Genomic DNA, 17,794 nt, shown 5'->3' on the forward strand with positions numbered 1-17,794 from the left:
CGCCATTTTGTGCTTTCGTATTATGGGATAAATGGAATAAACTGTTTTAGGAATTTCCGAAGCTTTAATAGACCGATGACTTCGCGCACCTTTGGTGAGACTAAATCTTCAGGTGGTATACCGTCGAGCGATCGCAGTTTTTCCATGAGTTCAGTATATTCGGCGGCGGAGAGTTGTTTGCCATCGATCGGCGATCGCGCATCGGTATAGATCTCTGCACGCAAAACTTCTTCGGGTGTATCTTCCTGCACAAATGGTTTTGACTGGGTTTCGGCAAAACTGAGCATTGGCATCATTGTCAGGGTTGAGATCTGGAAACTGAAGAAAGTAGCGATCGCTAATCTGTGATTTCTGCTTTGCAGTGATAAATTTTGGCGTTGCGAAGCTTGGCAACTTTTAGCGCCCCAATCTATTTGGTACATCTTCACAGCCTCCTGGGATAGTTTTACGAGATTTTTTTCCACACCATGCACAGAGATATTGACGTGTTTCTTCGGATAAATCGATCGCCTTGCTAAAGTCCGCATCTTCCACTACTACACCCGTATATTCCCCTGTCTCGAAATTTGGGAGATGTTGGCGATCGCGGGGAGAAGCAGTTTCTAGCTTGCCATAAAATAGCCTTACTCGACTTAGATCCGTATTACGTAAATTTGCCTTAGCCAAGATCGCTCCCACGAGGTTTGCACCCGTAAGATCGCAGTTTACAAAATTTGTCTTAATCAAATTCGCGCCGCTTAAATCCGCATTTCGCAAGTCCGTATTACAAACATCACGACCTGCTAGCATCATTCCCAAATTAACTACGCGCACTCCATTAGCTAAGTCCACCACATAGCCACCAGTTCCATCCAGAATCGGACGACCGAGTAAGCCATCACGTTTGAGTGGAGTTAAAAGATTGGCACTGGACAAGAATCGAATAATTTTGGCACGTCCGTCAGCATCACATCCCCCCAGCAATGCTGCGGTTCTGGCTTGAGCGATCGCTCTTTCTAAAGGCCAGTCTTCCAATTGTCCCTGTGGATCAAGAACGAGATCGGAAATCCCCTGAAAATAAGAATCAATGGTTTGCTGTTGGGTAATGACATTTTGCTGCCCCGTCAAACTTTCCGAAATTTCATTTTGTCGCCAAGCCACCCACACCGCCAAAATCGCAATTAAAATCTGTCCTACCGCTCCTAAAGCCTCCCATTTCAGGCTGTCAAACCATCTCGTAAAAGCGCTATCAAACGCAGTGACATGGGCTGTCATTAATATCGCAACTCCACCGAGAATAATTGAGATGGTAATATCCCAGCGTTTTCCTAGTGGCGATTGGGCGATCGCCGATAGAAATGGTGGCAAGAGAATTGGCAAGATAATCGTCGAGATGATAGCAAGCCCTATGTACACTAGTTCATCGCGGTCTAGATACATAGCGATTAGCGACACAATCGAAACGATTGAGGCGATGACTAAGAAAAATACTTTAATTCGAGAATTTGATGGAGCCAATCTAGTTAATTCTGTTGGATTTACTGAGAATTAGGGCGAAAGCTATATTTGATGCATGTGAGCTGATCCTATTCAACAACAAGACGCGAAACCGAAAGGGTGTCACACAGCTTGTTGATTTGATTGCAAACTCGATCAAATTGATGGCGATCGCTAATATCAATACTTAAATCAATAATTGCAGCTTTGCCTTTTTTAGTCTGTACATTTGCCCTTCGCACATTGATTTTGTTGTCGGAGAGGCGAGTCAAAATATCGCGCAATATCCCAACCCGATCAATCGCTTCTACCCGAATATCAATGGGATAGGTTTGAGCATGATCATTTTCCTTCTGCTGATTCCAACCCACATGCAACAGGCGATCGCTAGGAATATTCGCTAAATTATGGCAATCATGGCGATGGATGGTGATACCACGATTGCTACCTAACGCCACAACTCCCGTAATAGGTTCCCCAGGTAAAGGCGCACAGCAACCTGCGATCGAGTAAACCATGCCATCCAGCCCTAAAATTGGTGATTTGGAGCTATGGCTATGGGTAGGTTCATGGCGTGCTTCATACTTTTGAGGATTCAAGTCACGATCATGGTGCTGATGTTCGCGCAGTTTATTAACTACAGTATTGACTGAAGTTTCGCCATAGCCAATACCTGCCAGCAGATCCTCAACGTTGTGATAGTTACATCGTTCAGCAAGCTTCTGCATCTGATCGGATTTAAGCAGTGTCTCTAAACCATTTTTACCAAGTTCACGTTCTAAGGCACTGCGTCCTAGGGCAAGATTTTCATCACGACGCGATCGCTTAAACCATTGGCGAATCCGACTTTTTGCCGAACTTGTCGCCACGAAATTGATCCAATCGGTACTGGGATGGGCATTGTTTTGGGTGAGAATTGTGACAATATCACCATGCTTGAGTGGACGATGCAAAGAAACCATTACATTGTTTACCAATGCACCTGAGCAGTGATTACCGACTTCCGTATGCACACGGTAAGCAAAATCTACAGGCGTTGCGCCACGAGGTAAACAGTACACATCCCCCTTGGGGCTAAATACATAAACTTCACTATCAAATAAATCTTCCTTGACGCTATCAAGATATTCTTGAGGATCTTTTAGTTCACGTTGCCATTCCACCAACTGGCGCAACCATGTAAATTTCTGATCGTCGCCCTTGAGTGGCTTGCTAGTCGAATTACTTTCTTTATATTTCCAATGGGCTGCAATCCCATAGTCAGCAATGTGATGCATCTCCCATGTGCGAATCTGGACTTCCACAGGTTGTCCTTTTGGACCAATTACCGCCGTATGCAAAGATTGATAACGGTTGGGCTTAGGTAAGCCAATGTAGTCTTTAAACCGACCGGGGATCGGACAAAAATGATCGTGGACAACGGCAAGAACGCGGTAGCATTCCTCCTTAGTATTAACGATTACCCTGACAGCTTGAATGTCATAAATCTCGTTATATTGCTTCTTTTGGCGTTCCATCTTGCGATAAATGCCATACAAATGTTTCGGTCTACCACTAATATCAAAATCATCAATACCCATCAATTCCAGTCGTTCAGCTAATACCCGCGTCACTTCTACCAATTGTTCATGGCGACTTTCATGGGTATCAGCAACGAGAGACTCCATCATTTGATATTGTTCTGGCTCAATATACTTAAAAGCAATATCTTCGAGTTCCCATTTAATTTGCCCTAAACCCAAACGGTTTGCTAAAGGTGCAAAAATCTCTCTCGTTTCTCTGGAAATCAGGACTTGCTTCTCAGGTCGCAGATGTTGCAGAGTTCGCATATTGTGCAGGCGATCGGCAAGCTTAACGATAATCACGCGAATATCTTGAGCCATCGCCAGAAACATGCGTCGAAAATTTTCGGCTTGACTTTCAGTCTTACTCTCAAAACTCAGTTTCGATAACTTGGTTACCCCTTCCACCAACTGACGAACTTCTTTGCCAAACATTTCTTCGATCTGTTCGCAGGATACATCGGTATCCTCAACAACATCATGCAAAAATCCTGCGGCGATCATCACATCACTGCCCCCTAAATCCTTCAGGATGGCTGCAACTGCGATCGGATGCAGTATGTATGGTTCCCCCGATGCACGGCATTGCCCATCATGCAGCCGATAGGCAAACTCTAAAGCTTGACCAACGATATCTTCATTCTCTAAACTTTCACCCCTTTGCGATTTCTCCCAACTACTTCTTAGCCAATCTGGAATCCAAGCATCTACTACTGTGTTACATTCCTGAAAGTTTTCACAATCTATTTCACCAACAATCGGATGACCTAAACGTTCTACTGGAGCTTCAGCTAATAATGTCATCGGAGTCATACGTTTAATTTCGCCTTAGCAAAGATAGTTGTTAAGATTCTCATAATCTCATTTTAAACTTATATGTCAAATATACGTTTTTGTCTCTGGAAAAACAAATTTTGGTAGTTTTTTATGCATTTAAAAAATCATCGGTTTGCTCAATCGATCAATACGCTTGCATAAAGTCAAACGATGGCTATCACTATCCCAATGCACATGCTCAAAAATTTTGCGTAATATATAAAAACCCCGACCGCATTCTAAGTCATGACAGGGTGTAGGATCATCTTTTGATCCGCCAGAGGATTGCAAATCACTTCCCTGATCAGTGATCACCCACCAGTACATTTGCGAAACTATTGAAAATTTAACGGTGATTTGCTTGCATGGATCGAGAGCATTGCCATGCTTGACGGCATTGACTAAGGCTTCTTGTAAACCCAATCGTAACTCTGGCTGCCATTCTGACGGTACTTCGTCAAGCAACAAGTCTAATACTGGGGCAAGATAGAGGGTTGAAGTAAAACTGAGATTACTCCACTTTCGTCCTACTGAACGCACAGGGGTCACAATCACGGACTTTTAACTCCTCTGAAAGACGGCTATAGCTTGCTTTTTTATCTTGTGAACAGCGAAGCTATTCACGAAAAATGTAATGGAATCAATTAAATTCACGATCGCCATACAATAGATCTATCTATTATTCTAGCGAAAAATTCTTTCTTAAAATCTTTCCTAAGCAGTATGACTTTTACGCAACGACAAAATTCCCCTTTTAATCCCACTGAAAACACCCGCACCATGGGGAAGGGGATGCGAGCAGCTATTTTATTTTTGTTAAGCGTATTGGTGCTAATCGGGATTTTAGGTGGGCGGCTTTTTTATTTGCAACTGATTGAGGGCGATCGCAACCAGCAGCTTGCGGAAAACAATCGGATCAGATTAATTGCCAAACCTCCAGAAAGAGGGCGGCTTTTTGATCGCAAAGGTAATATTCTTGCCTCAAGTCGATTAGCGCATGTGGTGTATCTCTGGCCGATCGCCCAACCCAAGGACAAATGGGAGCCAATTATTAATCGCTTAGCTGGGTTAATCGGTGTTTCAGCGCAAACGATTACCGACAAGCTGGAACAGGAAGGATACAACTCGCCTAACCTAGTCAGAGTCTCCACCTCAATTAGCCCCAAACTGGTAACCGTACTTTCCGAGCATAGCCTCGAATTACCAGGGGTCAAAGTGGAGCCTGAAGCGGTGCGCTATTACCCCAATGGCGATGTCGCGGCGCATGTGTTGGGATATACAGGCGAACTAAATGCTGAAGAATTACCCAAATTACGAGAAAAAGGCTATCGCCCAGGAGATGTAATCGGTAAAGCTGGTGTGGAATATGCCTTTGAAAATCAGCTACGGGGTGAGTGGGGCGGTCAGCAGGTAGAGGTCGATGCTTTTGGAAAGGTACTGCGAGTTTTAGGACAAAAGCCACCGAAAGCAGGTAGCGCTGTCAAAATGACGATTGACTTAGATTTAGAAAAAGCCGTTGAAAAGATTTTAGGGGATCAGCAAGGTGGGATTATCGCCATGAACCCTAATAATGGTGAAATCCTTGCTATGGTTAGCCATCCAGCCTTCGATCCTAATCTATTTTCAGGTAAGATTTCCGAGGCAACATGGAAACGCTTGCAAGAAAAGGATCATCCTTTTGTCAATCGAGTTTTGCAGGTATATCCGCCCGCTAGTACTTTTAAGGTCGTAACTATGACAGCAGGTTTGGAAACCAAAAAATTTGGGATCAATGATGTGCTGGCGACCTACCCTTATCTTGATGTAGGCGGCTTTCAATTCTGGGATCACAACAAGGCAGGATTTGGCACGATTGGATTTTCGGAGGCGATGGCCTATAGCAGCAATACTTTCTTCGGACAAGTCGGTATGCGTGTGGGTGAAAAAGATCTTGCCCTATGGTCACGTAAATATGGCTATGGCGAATATTCGGGCATTGAAATCAAGGAGGAAGAAACTAAAGGCACTGTGCCTGATGAAGAGTGGAAGAAGCGCGTCATCGGTGAACCTTGGTATGTTGGTAATACTTTAAATATGTCAATTGGACAGGGTGATGTCCAATCTAATCTTGTCCAAGTCTCAATGATGACAGCTATTGTTGCTAATGGTGGGTTTAAGATTAGACCCCATTTGCTCTTAGAAGATAATGATGCAAGGGAGTGGCGGCAGTCTTTGAATATATCGCCTACAAATCTGGCAGCTCTGCAAAAGTCTTTGCGATCTGTATTTGAGTATGGTACAGCCGCGCCTCTAAATTCGGCGGAAATTGCCATGGCTGGTAAATCTGGTACGGCTCAAGATCCACCTCGTCCAAACCATGCATGGTTTACAGCCTATGCACCCTATGAAAATCCTGAAATTGTAGTGACCGTTTTTGGGGAAAATGCAGGTGGTGGTGGTGGTAGTGCGATCGCTGCTCCTTTAGCAGTACAAACGATCGAAGCTTATATGCAAATCAAAAATAAGCCCAACTCACCCAATAATCCACCAGTTCCTGTGATTAACTGATGTTACGTGGAACTTAGATGGTAGACCTCTTGCTGCTAGCGAAGCAGGACAAGCACGGGGGCATTGTCCCTACCTCAAAATTTAGAGGTTACTGTAGGGGCTGTGCCCCCGTGCCAGCCCTAGACCTTTGCTATGACAGGAATTCCTTCCACGTAACATCAGTAATTTACAATTAAAAAAAGAAAGAATCACCACGTCGGCTTGCGACGTGGTGATTCTTTCTTTTTTTACTGGAATATACTCACATCGCGGAGCGGTGGGGTATTTACCCTTAGTTGAATTAAAAAAAGCGGTGCTAGCACCGCTTTTTTTTAATTAGATTTTCTTCAACCAGCTAAACATAGCGCGGAGATCTTTACCGACTGACTCGATTTGATGCTCTGCTTCTTGACGACGCATTGCGGTGAAACCAGGTTTGCCAGCTTGATTTTCAAGAACAAACTCACGGGCAAATTGACCAGATTGAATTTCCGAAAGAATTTTCTTCATTTCGATCTTTGTCTGCTCAGTAACAACACGAGGACCACGGGTGTAATCACCATATTCAGCAGTATTCGAGATGCTGTAGCGCATATTCGACATACCACCTTCAACTACCAAGTCCACGATCAGCTTCACTTCATGCAAGCACTCAAAGTAAGCGAGTTCGGGTTGATAGCCAGCTTCAACAAGGGTTTCAAAGCCTGCCTTGATGAGAGCGCATAGACCGCCGCAGAGTACCGCTTGTTCGCCGAATAGATCGGTTTCAGTCTCTTCACGGAAAGTCGTTTCGAGAACGCCGCCGCGTGTGCCGCCAATACCTTTGGCATAAGCCATCGCGCGATCGCGGGCATGTCCAGTAGCATCTTGATAGACTGCAAATAAAGCAGGAACGCCTTGACCTTGAGTATAGGTGCGACGTACCAAGTGTCCAGGTCCTTTAGGCGCGACCATGATCACATCGACATCCGCAGGGGGAACAACTTGTGCGAAGTGAATATTGAAACCATGGGCGAAAGCTAGAGTATCTCCAGCTTTAAGATTTGGAGCAATTTCGGTAGCATAAATTGCTTTTTGAGTTTCGTCAGGCAATAAAATCATAATTAGGTCAGCAGCAGCCGATGCGTCAGCAACAGTCTTGACGGTCAGACCTTCAGATTCTGCTTTTTGCCATGAGGGACTGCCTTGATATAACCCCACGATGACATCCACGCCGCTTTCTTTTAGGTTAAGGGCATGGGCGTGACCCTGAGAACCGTAGCCGATAATTGCAACTGTCTTACCTGCTAGAAATTCAAGATTTGCGTCCGTGTCGTAGTACATCCGAGCCATAGTGTGGTTATCTCCGAGACAAAAGATGGGGTGATTAGTTTGTTAGGTGTAGTTTGGAAGATTTATTGTCAATTGCCTTCAAACACTTTTCCTAGTCTAACAAAAATCGTTGCAACTCTTAAATATATTTACAGCACTTTAGCAGTACTCATTATGAAACCGATTTTGGTTTTCTAGCGCCTTCAGAACTGGAAAACCAAAATCAGTTTTTTGAAAGCCCACCAAAGGCGGGTTTCAAAAAACTGATTTCCATCATGAGAATTACTAACAGCACTTCAGCAATTCTCATGATGGAAATTTATAGCAATTACCGCTCAAACGAACCACAAGAAAAAACTTGAAAGCTTTGCTTCGCAAAGCTTTCAAGTTTTTTCTTGGTTTGGGTTTGAGCGCTTTGCGCTCAAACTACAGTTAGGCGGGAGATCTAGCTCTAAGCCTTGAATCATAAAAGCCAATAAATGCTTCCCAATAGACCGATAATGAATTCTGAGTGAAAATACACTGAAAGTACTTAGGGCTAATTCTTCCATCCCATAGCGTCTATTCTTGCCAGTATGATTATTCGGCAATGATCCTAGTTGTTACCGAAAAAATCCTACTATTGTCTCAAACGAGCCTAGTTGTTTTAAAGCTCCTACCCTGCATCCATCATGATGGCATTATCAATACTCTGTATCGACAGATCGACAGTTTGACTGGCTTCTTTTCACAATGAGAACTACTGAGTTCATTTGGACAGTAATATGAAAACCTCTATGGCGCTGTAGTATAGACAAGGACTATATGCGATCGCCTAAGCGAATGAATCGTAAATTTTGGATTATTGCTCTTATTTCTTTTATTAACTCCCTGAGTTTTACGATTCTGATCCCTGTTTTGTATCTCTATGGCAGACAGTTTAAATTAGATGATTTTCAGACCAGTTTGCTATTTGCAATTTATGCGATCGCCCAGTTTTTTGCCACCCCCATCATTGGTAAGCTCTCTGATCGCTTTGGACGAAAGCCACTGCTGATCATCAGTTTAGCGGGGACGGTGATTGCCAATCTGATGGCAGGGACAGCAGGAAGTGCCGCAGTCCTATTCTTGGCGAGATTTCTGGATGGCATCACAGGTGGTAATGCTTCAGTTGCCCAAGCTGTTATTTCCGATGTTACTAATCCTGAAGACCGCGCTAAAGCTTTTGGAATTAATGGAGCAGCCTTTGGGTTAGGGTTTATTTTGGGACCTGCAATCAGTTTACTTGCTCAAAAAGCAGCCCTGAATACACCTTTGGGCAAATCCTTTGGTGCTTCTTTTTTAGTAGCGGGAACCATTGCCGCGATCGCCTTAGTCCTCACAATTTTCCTCTTGCCAGAAACTCTCAAAACCAAAGCTCAGAAGGCTCAAAACATCTTTGACATTGGTTTAGAGAAACTGATTACAGGATTGTTTATGCCGAAAATCGGTATTTTATTGATTATCAATTTCCTCACGGGAATGACGTTCACTCTATTTACGTTTGCATTTCAACCCTATTTTTTGCAGGTTCTCAAACAGAATAGCGACGCACTTACTCTAATGTTTGTTTTATTTGGAGTATTAGGTGTTGTGATGCAGACTTTAGGTATTGCTCAAATGACCAAACATCTGCAACTAGTCCAGATTCTCTTTTTAGGATTATTTATCCGTAGTCTATCTTTCGTTTTAATGCCTATTTGGGAGAATGCATATTATTTTGTTGCTGTTTGCGTTCTCTTTTCGCTACTGAACTCAGTTGTGCAGCCAATGATTAGTGCGCTAATTTCGCTGAATACTAGTCCTGAGCAACAGGGTACAATTTTAGGGCTAAACTCCTCCTATCTCAGTGTATCCAACGCTTTTGGCCCCGTAATCGCAGGATTAGTTGTTAATCAAAATAATCCTAGTTCCTATGGTTATCCACTTTATTTAGCGGGAATATGTACGTTTTTAGTGCTAATTTTTGCATTTATAAAGCGCAAAAGCTACGCAGTGATGAGAGTACTCCAGTGATATCGATTAAAATCAGAGACTTGGGCTTGGAGACCAAGCCCCTACCGATCCAAAAGATGTAGGGGTTTGATTCCCAAATCCTCTGCCAACTTGGACACCAAGCCCCTACCTATCCAAAAGATTTAGGGGTTTGGTTTCCAAGCCCTCTTTCAACCCTCTTTTATGCTAGAGACAACTCACCAACTGCTTCAAGACGGCTATATTTACCTACGGAAAGAAATGATTCTTCGAGACTTTGAGCAACTGTCGGATTAATCCATCCTAATTGTTTTAACAAATGGATAGAAACCGCATTTTTTGCTCTTTTAGAGCCATCCATCACCTTGATGGCTAACCCCAATCCTTCGCCAATCCGTCCAATACATTGCACCCCTTCTGCACCAGACTTACTGATAACTTCACCATTACTGAGGCGCATTAGCTCTGTATCAAATTGTCCATTTCCAGACACCATATCAGGATGTCTAGTCATCGCACGGGTAATACGTTCTAGATGCAATTGATCATGAGCCGATAGTAAAGCGTAGAGTCGCGCTAGTTGACCAATCTCTAATAAATAGGTAGGAACACCACAATCATCATGGGCACAGATAAATTCGGCAGCAGGCATATGTAAAAGATCTGCCATTGTATTGAGCGCCAGTTGCTGTACAGGATGATGGCGATCCATATAGGAAGAAATCTGCCACCCTTGTTGTTTGCAGATGGCAATCATGCCTGCGTGCTTGCCAGAACAATTATGCTGTAGTGGGCTTTTTTGACATTCGGGGACTGGACATTGTAAAGCGCTTGGCTCTACATCACATCGCCAAAGAATGCTAAAAACTTGTCGGGCTTGAGCGATCGTCCCTTGGTGCGAGCCGCAAATAATCGCAAGATCGGTTTCTGAAAGGTTAAACCGCTCCTGTGCGCCAGTAATCGAGACGGGTAGCGCTTGAATAGGTTTGAGGCTAGAACGGGCAAAGGTAGTTGTCTGCGGATCACCTGCGGCTGAGAGGATTCGACCTCTAGTATCAACGACAGCAGCTTGGCAAGAGTGAATTGACTCGACAATGCCCTCACGTAGCAATTGGACGGTAATTTTGTTAGCGGAGAAACGATTGCGCTTGCCAAGGTTCATATATTAATGCTTTAGGATCGCCATCAACATCTTACGGTAATTCAAAACCGAAAAACTAGAAGCAGTGCAAAGCACTGCTTCTAGTTTTTCGGTTTTATCGCAATTTGCTTGCGCTATGTAACCTGAAAGAGGAGAGGCAGTGTTCAGCACTGCCTCTCCTCTTTCAGGTTTTAGTAAAAATTTCTGGTTTAGAGTTATTTTTTAGGAAAAGTTTCTGAAAAAATGTTAGTTTTTGGTAGAGCGATTTTTTCAATCAGAAATACATGTCGATGGAGCCAGTCCGATCTCTGATCAAAAATAGTAGCAATGTGGTTACACCTTTGCTAGAACTGCGTGATATTCATAAAAGTTTTGGATCTAATGCTGTATTAAATGGTGTCGATCTCACTGTACATACAGGTGAAGCGATCGCCATCATTGGCCCCTCTGGTACTGGCAAATCGACAATCTTACGCATTGTTTGCGGACTACTTGCCCCTGACCAAGGTGAGTTATATATCAACGGCAACCTTGTTTCTTCTGAAGATGATATCCAAGAAGGAGGTTATGGTCTAAACATTGGGATGGTATTTCAAAATGCCGCCCTCTTTGACTCGCTTACGGTTGCCGAAAATGTGGGATTCTCATTATTTGAGCATTCCCGCTTGTCACGCCGCGAGATTTATCGACTGGTCGAACATAAGCTTGCCATGGTGGGTTTAGATAACATTAGCGATCGCTATCCGAGCCAACTGTCAGGCGGGATGCGGAAACGGGTGAGTTTTGCCCGTGCGATTATGGATGACCCCACCACCAAAACACAAACCAAAAAAGTGCTGCTCTATGATGAACCCACCGCAGGACTTGATCCTGTGGCTTCGACCATTATCGAAGACTTGATGCGATCGCTCCGAGAGCAACAGGTCTGTGATAGCTATATTGTCGTTACTCACCAAGACAGCACGATCCGCCGTACAGCCGATCGCCTGATCGTTCTTTATCGCGGATCGGTGCGCTATGCAGGAAACGTTAGTACAATTGATACTGCCGACAATCCGTATGTCAGACAATTTTTTAGTGGCAGTACTGAAGGTCCAATTCAACTTTTGACTAGGGAGGTATAAGGCTCGTGCAGCGAAAAACATTACGCGACGGTGCGCTTGGCTTATTTATCATTGGTGGAGTAGTGGCGCTTGGGGGCGCATTACTATGGCTGCGCGGGTTGCAACTCAATAGTTCTAAGTTTACGTTTACGATCAAAATCGCCGACGCGAGTGGACTAAATACTGGCTCAGTGGTTCGGTTTCGTGGTGTAGAAGTGGGACGGGTAACGGCTCTAACCGCCCAAACTGAAGGCGTTGATGTACAAGTAAGTATTGAAGATCCAAAGTTGATTATTCCCAAGCAATCGGTTGCAGAGACTAACCAAAGTGGTTTTCTGGGCAATACCAATATTGATATTTTCCCGCCTGAAGATAAATTAGCCATTGATCCAAAAATGAATCCGATCGCTAAGGATTGCAATGCTGATTTGATCATTTGTCAGGGCGGACAGATTGACGGTGTGCGTGGTGTGAGCTTCATTGCCTTACTCAAAGATTCAAGTACTGCATTACGCAAAATCAACGATCAAAATTTAGTCGATAACCTTAATGAAACTCTAACCGCCGCAAAAGCAACAGCTAAAAGTGTACAAAAGCTAACGGATTCAGCCAATCGGATGGTCGGTACGTTTGAAAATCAGCTGACAAGATTTGGTGATACTGCTGATGCAATTAGTGGTGCGGCGACCAAGGTTGGCAATGTGGCAAATAGCGCCCAAGACTTAATTGAGGTCAATCGCGAAAAACTAGCCCAAACCCTTGATGGAATTGCGGCTACTTCCAAAGAAGCGCGATCGCTGCTAGCCAGTGCCAAACCTTTATTAAATGATGGCAAGTTGATCGCCAACTTGCAGCAACTTGCGGAAAATGCTGCGGAAACCTCGGCAAATCTTCGTAAAGTATCGGGTGAACTAAATGATCCTGCTACCATGACAGCGTTACGCGAAACTCTGGACTCGGCTAGGGCAACTTTTGCCAATGCTAAGAAAATTACCGCCGATCTCGATGAACTGACAGGAGATCCCAAGCTGCGTAGCAATATTCGCAATTTGATTAATGGTTTAGGTGGATTGCTATCCAATGCGCCAAATTTGGACTCAATTGCACCAACGGCAACTAATTCACGTCCTAGCGAACCGACAGCAAGCGATCGCCCAAACCTACCCGTAAAACTACCAGAAACAGTAGAAGTCGCTCGCAATAAGGTGATTAAATCGACCACTGAGGATGATCGCTTTAGACGGGAAAAATCTTTAGACTCCCAAAAAATCAAAATCAATAGCCCCAAACCCACTAGCACGATTGTTAAATCAGAAATAGTCCCTGCGACAGAGGCTACAGGCAAGAATTAGTAGTGTGCAATGAATCTACGTATTACTATAGCTATAGCCACTCTTGTTAGGACACAAAACCCAAGAAGCGAGTGGCGGCGATTCGCGCCGCCACTCGCTTCTTGGGTTTTGGCTTGTCCTATTGAAAGTGACTACAGCTATAATTCCTGTGGTAGGAAGAAAGTAAAATAACGTCAGTTCGACGAAAGCGAAAAATGGTAAGAATCGCTAAGCGATTCTTACCATTTTTCGCCATTTGCGGCGTGCTTCGCACGCCGCAAATGGCTATATCGAACTCACGTTAAAATAAAGAACAGTTTTTTTAGCGCAACTTCGTTGCGCTAAAAAAACTGTGTTTTGGGATAATTCGGATAAATCAGGTGAGCGATGAATTTACTACCTAGTCAAGTCTGGCTACTGATCGGTATTGCCCTTTGCGTTATTGAGTTATTAGTACCATTGCCAACCTTTATGATTGCTGGGGCAATGGGCTTAGCTGCGTTACTAGTAGGTTTGATCGCGCTGATTTTGCCGATTCCTGCCTTGCAAATCCTTGCTTGGATGCTGATCTCGGCAATGTTAGCAGTTGCTTCACGGCGATTTATTCCCAAGGACTCGCACCAACTAAAAGAGGCGAGTGAAGGGGTTACGCTTACGGAAATCCCCGCAGGAGAAACGGGAAGAGTTCGTTATGAAGGCGGTTCATGGAAAGCCAAATGTGATAATCCTCAAATCGCGATCGCTGCTCAACAAAAAGTCATTATTCTGAGGCGACAAGGCACAACATTGATCGTTGTTCCTGAAAATTGGCTGAGTCACTAGCAGCAAAAAACGTAAATTAACGTAAATTAACGTAAATTGTCGTTTTTTGTTGATGTATAAATCGCCATAAATATTAAGAAAAAAATAATTTTCAACTTAAATGCTCAAAAGTTTTCCACAGACTTTTCCACAGATATTGCGACTTTTTCCACAGATAAGTGTTAGTTTTCCACAGGTGCTTTTTGAGATTAAGATACTGCTGCCTTACTGGTTAAGGATTCGTTAACAGAATGAGCATTTCACTTGGGAAAACTTTTGAAGCCTATTTATTGTTAAGAAACGTAAACTAAATCGCTTTGAAATGCTGATTCCATCAAACCAGTTTCATTTATTTGTCACTAATACTTAACGCTTCGTTACGTTGACAAGAATAGCTACTTGCAAGCACAATTAAAACCCGACCTCTGAAAAATGGTTGCGTCATTTCTATCAAACTTGTTTAAGAGTTGAGGTTTCAGCATGAGTACGACCGTCAGTATATTGGCCGAAATTCCAGAAGAATTGCACGAAACCCTCAAAAGTTACCTAGAGTCACATCCTGACTGGGATCAGGATCGTGTATTTGCGGCTGCTTTGTCTTTGTTTCTGTTACAAAACGGTGGTAGCGATCGCCACGGCACATCTCCCAATGCATCCCATAGCTATCGCAGTACTGCCAAAGTGTATTTGAACGCTTTATTTCAGCACACAGTATAAACAGGTTGTGCAGCGCCTATGGCGCTGCATAAAACTCAATAAAGCAATAATTCATATTATGAAACCAATTTTGGTGATTCCAGTGCCTTTGGCACTGGAATCACCAAAATTGGTTTTTTAGAAGCCAGCCTATGGCTGGCTTCTAAAAAACCAATTTTTATAACTTGATGTAGCTTTAAACAAAGCTTGTACTAAGCTATAGGATCTTTGTTGTACTAGACTGAAAATTGCTCATTGCTTTTAAGTCCTTTTAGCTATGTCCTTAACACCCTCCTCTGAAACCAATCAACCCTTAGATGTTCTTGTCGTTGGCGCAGGAATATCAGGGCTAACGATCGCCCATGAACTGGCGATCGCCAAAAAGTATCGCGTCTTGGTTGCGGAAGCACAGGATCGGGTGGGCGGTGCAATCACCAGCGCTAAAAATGATGAAGGTTATCAGTGGGAAGAGGGTCCAAATAGCTTTCAGCCTGCGCCTGAGCTATTGCGTTTAGCAGTGCAGGTGGGACTAAAGGACGAATTGGTATTAGCTAATGGCAAACTGCCCCGTTTTGTCTTTCTCAATGGCAAGTTAAACGCTTTACCCATGAGTCCACCGACAGCGATCGCCTCCAAAATTTTGACTTGGGGCGGCAAAATTCGTCTGGCTTTAGGTGCGATCGGCTTTGCGCGTCCCGCAATGGCTGGCGAAGAATCCGTCGATCAATTCTTTTCTCGCCTATTGGGTAAACAAGCGGTTGAAAGATTAGTTGCACCATTTATTTCAGGTGTATACGCAGGTGATCCTAAACGACTCAGTGCCAAGGCTGCCTTTGCTAAGATTTTTCGCTTAGAAAATAGCTATAACGGTTTGCTTGCAGGCGCGATCCTTTCGGCAAAGGAACGTAAAGCCCAAAAGCTGAATGATCCCAATCTTCCTAAAGTTAAAGCTGGTGAGTTGGGTTCATTTCGGCAAGGGATTCAGACTTTGCCTGAGGCGATCGCTACGAAGTTACGAGAGCAGGGTACAGCCGTCAAGCAGCAATGGACTTTGCGATCGCTAGAAAAGCAAGGCGAAATCTATATTTCTAAGTTTGATACGCCCATAGGTGAAGAAACGGTGCGATCGCGATCGGTGGTTCTCAGTACTCCCGCCTATGTCACCGCCAAACTATTGCAAGACTATTTACCAGCAGCTAGCCAAGCCTTAAACGAAATTTTTTATCCGACTGTAGCTTGTGTAGTGCTTGCTTACCCTAAGAGCGAATTTGCCTATGACATGAAAGGCTTTGGCAATCTCATTCCCCGCACTCAAGGCGTGAGAACTCTAGGCACAATCTGGTCATCCAGTTTATTTGCTGGACGCGCCCCTGAAGGTTGGCAACTGTTATTAAACTTTATCGGTGGCACACTCGATCCCGCTTTAGCCAAGCTTTCAGAGCCTGAAATCATTGCCGCCGTACATCAAGATCTTAAGAAAACAATCCTGCGTCCTGATACAAAAGCCGAACCGAAAGCGATCGCTGTGCATGTCTGGGATAAAGCCATTCCTCAGTACGAGCTGGGACATTTAGACCGTCTTGCGACGGTAGAAAAAGAATTACAAAAATCTCAAGGCTTGTATATCAGTGCCAACTTTATTGGCGGTGTGGCTTTAGGTGATTGCATCAAGCGGAGTTTGCAAGAAGCTACTAAAATTGATGCATTCTTAAAATAAAGAGCAGTTTTTTTTGGTTCGGCTTCGCCGAACCAAAAAAAACTGCTCCACATATTCCAGTTGTTTAACATGACCATTTTTGAAGTTTCCGTTCCCGCCACCACTGCTAATATTGGCCCCGGATTTGATTGCCTTGGGGCAGCCCTATCGCTCTATAACCGTTTTGAATTTTCCCTCGCCGATCGCTTAACCATCACGGCAACAGGTGAAGGCGCAGACAAGGTGGAACGCGACGAAACCAACCTTGTTTATCAAAGCATAGCTAAGTTTTATCAGCATATCGATCGCCCCATTCCAGCGATCGCCTTTCATACAGATACAGCCATCCCACTATCACGAGGGTTGGGCAGTTCGGCAACCGCGATTGTGGGCGGTATTTTTGGCGCGAATTTATTGGCAGGATCGCCCCTCGATCGCATGGCTTTATTAGATCTTGCGATCGAGATGGAAGGACATCCTGATAATGTGGCTCCAGCAATGTTGGGCGGATGTCAACTAATGGCTTCCAATCAAGCGGGGGGATGGGAATTTTGTGATTTGCAATGGCATCAAGATATTGCGATCGCCGTGGCAATTCCCGCCTTTGAGTTATCGACTGCCGAAGCACGAAAAGTTTTGCCAAAGCAATTTTCTATGCATGATGCAGTTTTTAACGCTTCGCATTTGGCATTGTTAACGCACGGGATTCAGACAGGAAATGCTAGTTGGCTCAAGGCGGGACTACAAGATCGTCTGCATCAACCCTATCGCCAAAGTTTGATTACAGGTATGGCTGATGTGCAGACCGCCGCGATCGCCGCAGGAGCCTATGGCACAGTAATCAGTGGCGCGGGGCCAACACTACTTTCTTTAGCCCCAATGGGTACAATAGAGTCAGTCGCCCAAGCTATGCAACAAGCATGGCAATCAATAGGTGTTACGGCTATAACTAAATGTCTAGCGATCGCTAAAGATGGTACAACGTTTAAAACTCGTTAGCTGTTAGCTGTTAGCTGTTAGCTGTTAGCTGTTAGCTGTTAGCTGTTAGCTCAGAACCCATTTAAGAATGACACGATACTTAAAATCTCGTTTAAAGCTCTAGGTGTCTAGCCCCCTAAATCCGCCAATTCTGGGGGACTTAAATATGGTTCCCCCCAGAATTGGGGGGCTAGGGGGGGCAAAAACTACAATTCTTAAATGGTTTCTCAAGTAAATTTAAAAGCTAAAAGCTAAAAGCTAAAAGCTAAAAGCTAAAAGCTAAAAGCTAAAAGCTAAAAGCTAAAAGCTAAAAGCTAAAAGCTAAAAGCTAAAAGCTAAAAGCTAAAAGCTAAAAGCTAAAAGCT

Annotated in this window: 14 protein-coding genes; 8 read left to right on the plus strand and 6 right to left on the minus strand. The window is 44.0% G+C overall.

Annotated elements, in window-relative coordinates:
* Positions 1 to 20 precede the first annotated feature (20 nt).
* From VB775_RS13590 to VB775_RS13605, 4 genes are all read right to left on the minus strand, one after another.
* Positions 21 to 422 (minus strand): hypothetical protein, encoded by a 402-nt coding sequence (locus VB775_RS13590; RefSeq protein ID WP_281009215.1) that lies wholly within the window; start codon positions 420 to 422, stop codon positions 21 to 23.
* The gene (locus VB775_RS13595) at positions 397 to 1,419 is read right to left on the minus strand and encodes a pentapeptide repeat-containing protein (RefSeq protein WP_281009214.1); all 1,023 of its coding nucleotides are present in this window, start codon (positions 1,417 to 1,419) and stop codon (positions 397 to 399) included. Before VB775_RS13595 ends, VB775_RS13590 begins: the two co-directional genes overlap by 26 nt.
* Positions 1,420 to 1,565: 146 nt before the next feature.
* Positions 1,566 to 3,851, minus strand: a complete 2,286-nt coding sequence (locus VB775_RS13600; RefSeq protein ID WP_281009213.1) for a RelA/SpoT family protein — start codon at positions 3,849 to 3,851, stop codon at positions 1,566 to 1,568.
* A gap of 120 nt (positions 3,852 to 3,971) precedes the next feature.
* Positions 3,972 to 4,409 carry an ATP-binding protein gene (locus VB775_RS13605; protein ID WP_281009212.1) on the minus strand — a complete coding sequence of 146 codons (438 nt, stop codon included), beginning with the start codon at positions 4,407 to 4,409 and terminating at the stop codon, positions 3,972 to 3,974.
* Positions 4,410 to 4,577: 168 nt separating this feature from the next.
* On the opposite strand from VB775_RS13605, the gene mrdA reads away from it, so the two are divergent.
* Positions 4,578 to 6,401, plus strand: a complete 1,824-nt coding sequence (mrdA, locus tag VB775_RS13610; RefSeq protein ID WP_281009211.1) for a penicillin-binding protein 2 — start codon at positions 4,578 to 4,580, stop codon at positions 6,399 to 6,401.
* 315 nt (positions 6,402 to 6,716) lie between these two features.
* Here the strand turns inward: mrdA and ilvC are convergent, their stop codons facing one another.
* Positions 6,717 to 7,712, minus strand: a complete 996-nt coding sequence (gene ilvC / locus VB775_RS13615; RefSeq protein ID WP_094528532.1) for a ketol-acid reductoisomerase — start codon at positions 7,710 to 7,712, stop codon at positions 6,717 to 6,719.
* 801 nt (positions 7,713 to 8,513) lie between these two features.
* Between ilvC and VB775_RS13620 the strand changes: the two genes are divergently transcribed.
* Positions 8,514 to 9,725 (plus strand): MFS transporter, encoded by a 1,212-nt coding sequence (locus VB775_RS13620; protein ID WP_281009210.1) that lies wholly within the window; start codon positions 8,514 to 8,516, stop codon positions 9,723 to 9,725.
* Between the two features lie 160 nt (positions 9,726 to 9,885).
* On the opposite strand, the gene VB775_RS13625 is transcribed toward VB775_RS13620, so the two are convergent.
* Positions 9,886 to 10,845 (minus strand): asparaginase, encoded by a 960-nt coding sequence (locus tag VB775_RS13625; RefSeq protein WP_281009209.1) that lies wholly within the window; start codon positions 10,843 to 10,845, stop codon positions 9,886 to 9,888.
* Between the two features lie 269 nt (positions 10,846 to 11,114).
* On the opposite strand from VB775_RS13625, the gene VB775_RS13630 reads away from it, so the two are divergent.
* The 6 genes from VB775_RS13630 to thrB all read left to right on the plus strand — a co-directional run bounded on the left by VB775_RS13630 (position 11,115) and on the right by thrB (position 17,450).
* Positions 11,115 to 11,948 (plus strand): ABC transporter ATP-binding protein, encoded by an 834-nt coding sequence (locus VB775_RS13630; protein WP_281009397.1) that lies wholly within the window; start codon positions 11,115 to 11,117, stop codon positions 11,946 to 11,948.
* A gap of 5 nt (positions 11,949 to 11,953) precedes the next feature.
* Positions 11,954 to 13,279, plus strand: coding sequence for an MlaD family protein (locus VB775_RS13635; protein WP_281009207.1), 1,326 nt, complete (start codon positions 11,954 to 11,956; stop codon positions 13,277 to 13,279).
* A 366-nt stretch (positions 13,280 to 13,645) separates the two neighbouring features.
* On the plus strand, positions 13,646 to 14,080 hold the full coding sequence (locus tag VB775_RS13640; protein WP_281009206.1) for an NfeD family protein: 435 nt from the start codon (positions 13,646 to 13,648) through the stop codon (positions 14,078 to 14,080).
* Between the two features lie 459 nt (positions 14,081 to 14,539).
* Positions 14,540 to 14,776: a DUF2811 domain-containing protein gene (locus VB775_RS13645; protein ID WP_281009205.1), complete on the plus strand. Its 237-nt coding sequence runs from the start codon at positions 14,540 to 14,542 to the stop codon at positions 14,774 to 14,776.
* A gap of 256 nt (positions 14,777 to 15,032) precedes the next feature.
* On the plus strand, positions 15,033 to 16,472 hold the full coding sequence (gene hemG, locus VB775_RS13650; RefSeq protein ID WP_281009204.1) for a protoporphyrinogen oxidase: 1,440 nt from the start codon (positions 15,033 to 15,035) through the stop codon (positions 16,470 to 16,472).
* A 69-nt stretch (positions 16,473 to 16,541) separates the two neighbouring features.
* Positions 16,542 to 17,450 carry a homoserine kinase gene (gene thrB, locus VB775_RS13655; protein ID WP_281009203.1) on the plus strand — a complete coding sequence of 303 codons (909 nt, stop codon included), beginning with the start codon at positions 16,542 to 16,544 and terminating at the stop codon, positions 17,448 to 17,450.
* Positions 17,451 to 17,794: the final 344 nt, after the last annotated feature.

This window comes from Pseudanabaena sp. CCNP1317 (genome assembly GCF_034931345.1).
GTDB lineage: Bacteria > Cyanobacteriota > Cyanobacteriia > Pseudanabaenales > Pseudanabaenaceae > Pseudanabaena > Pseudanabaena galeata.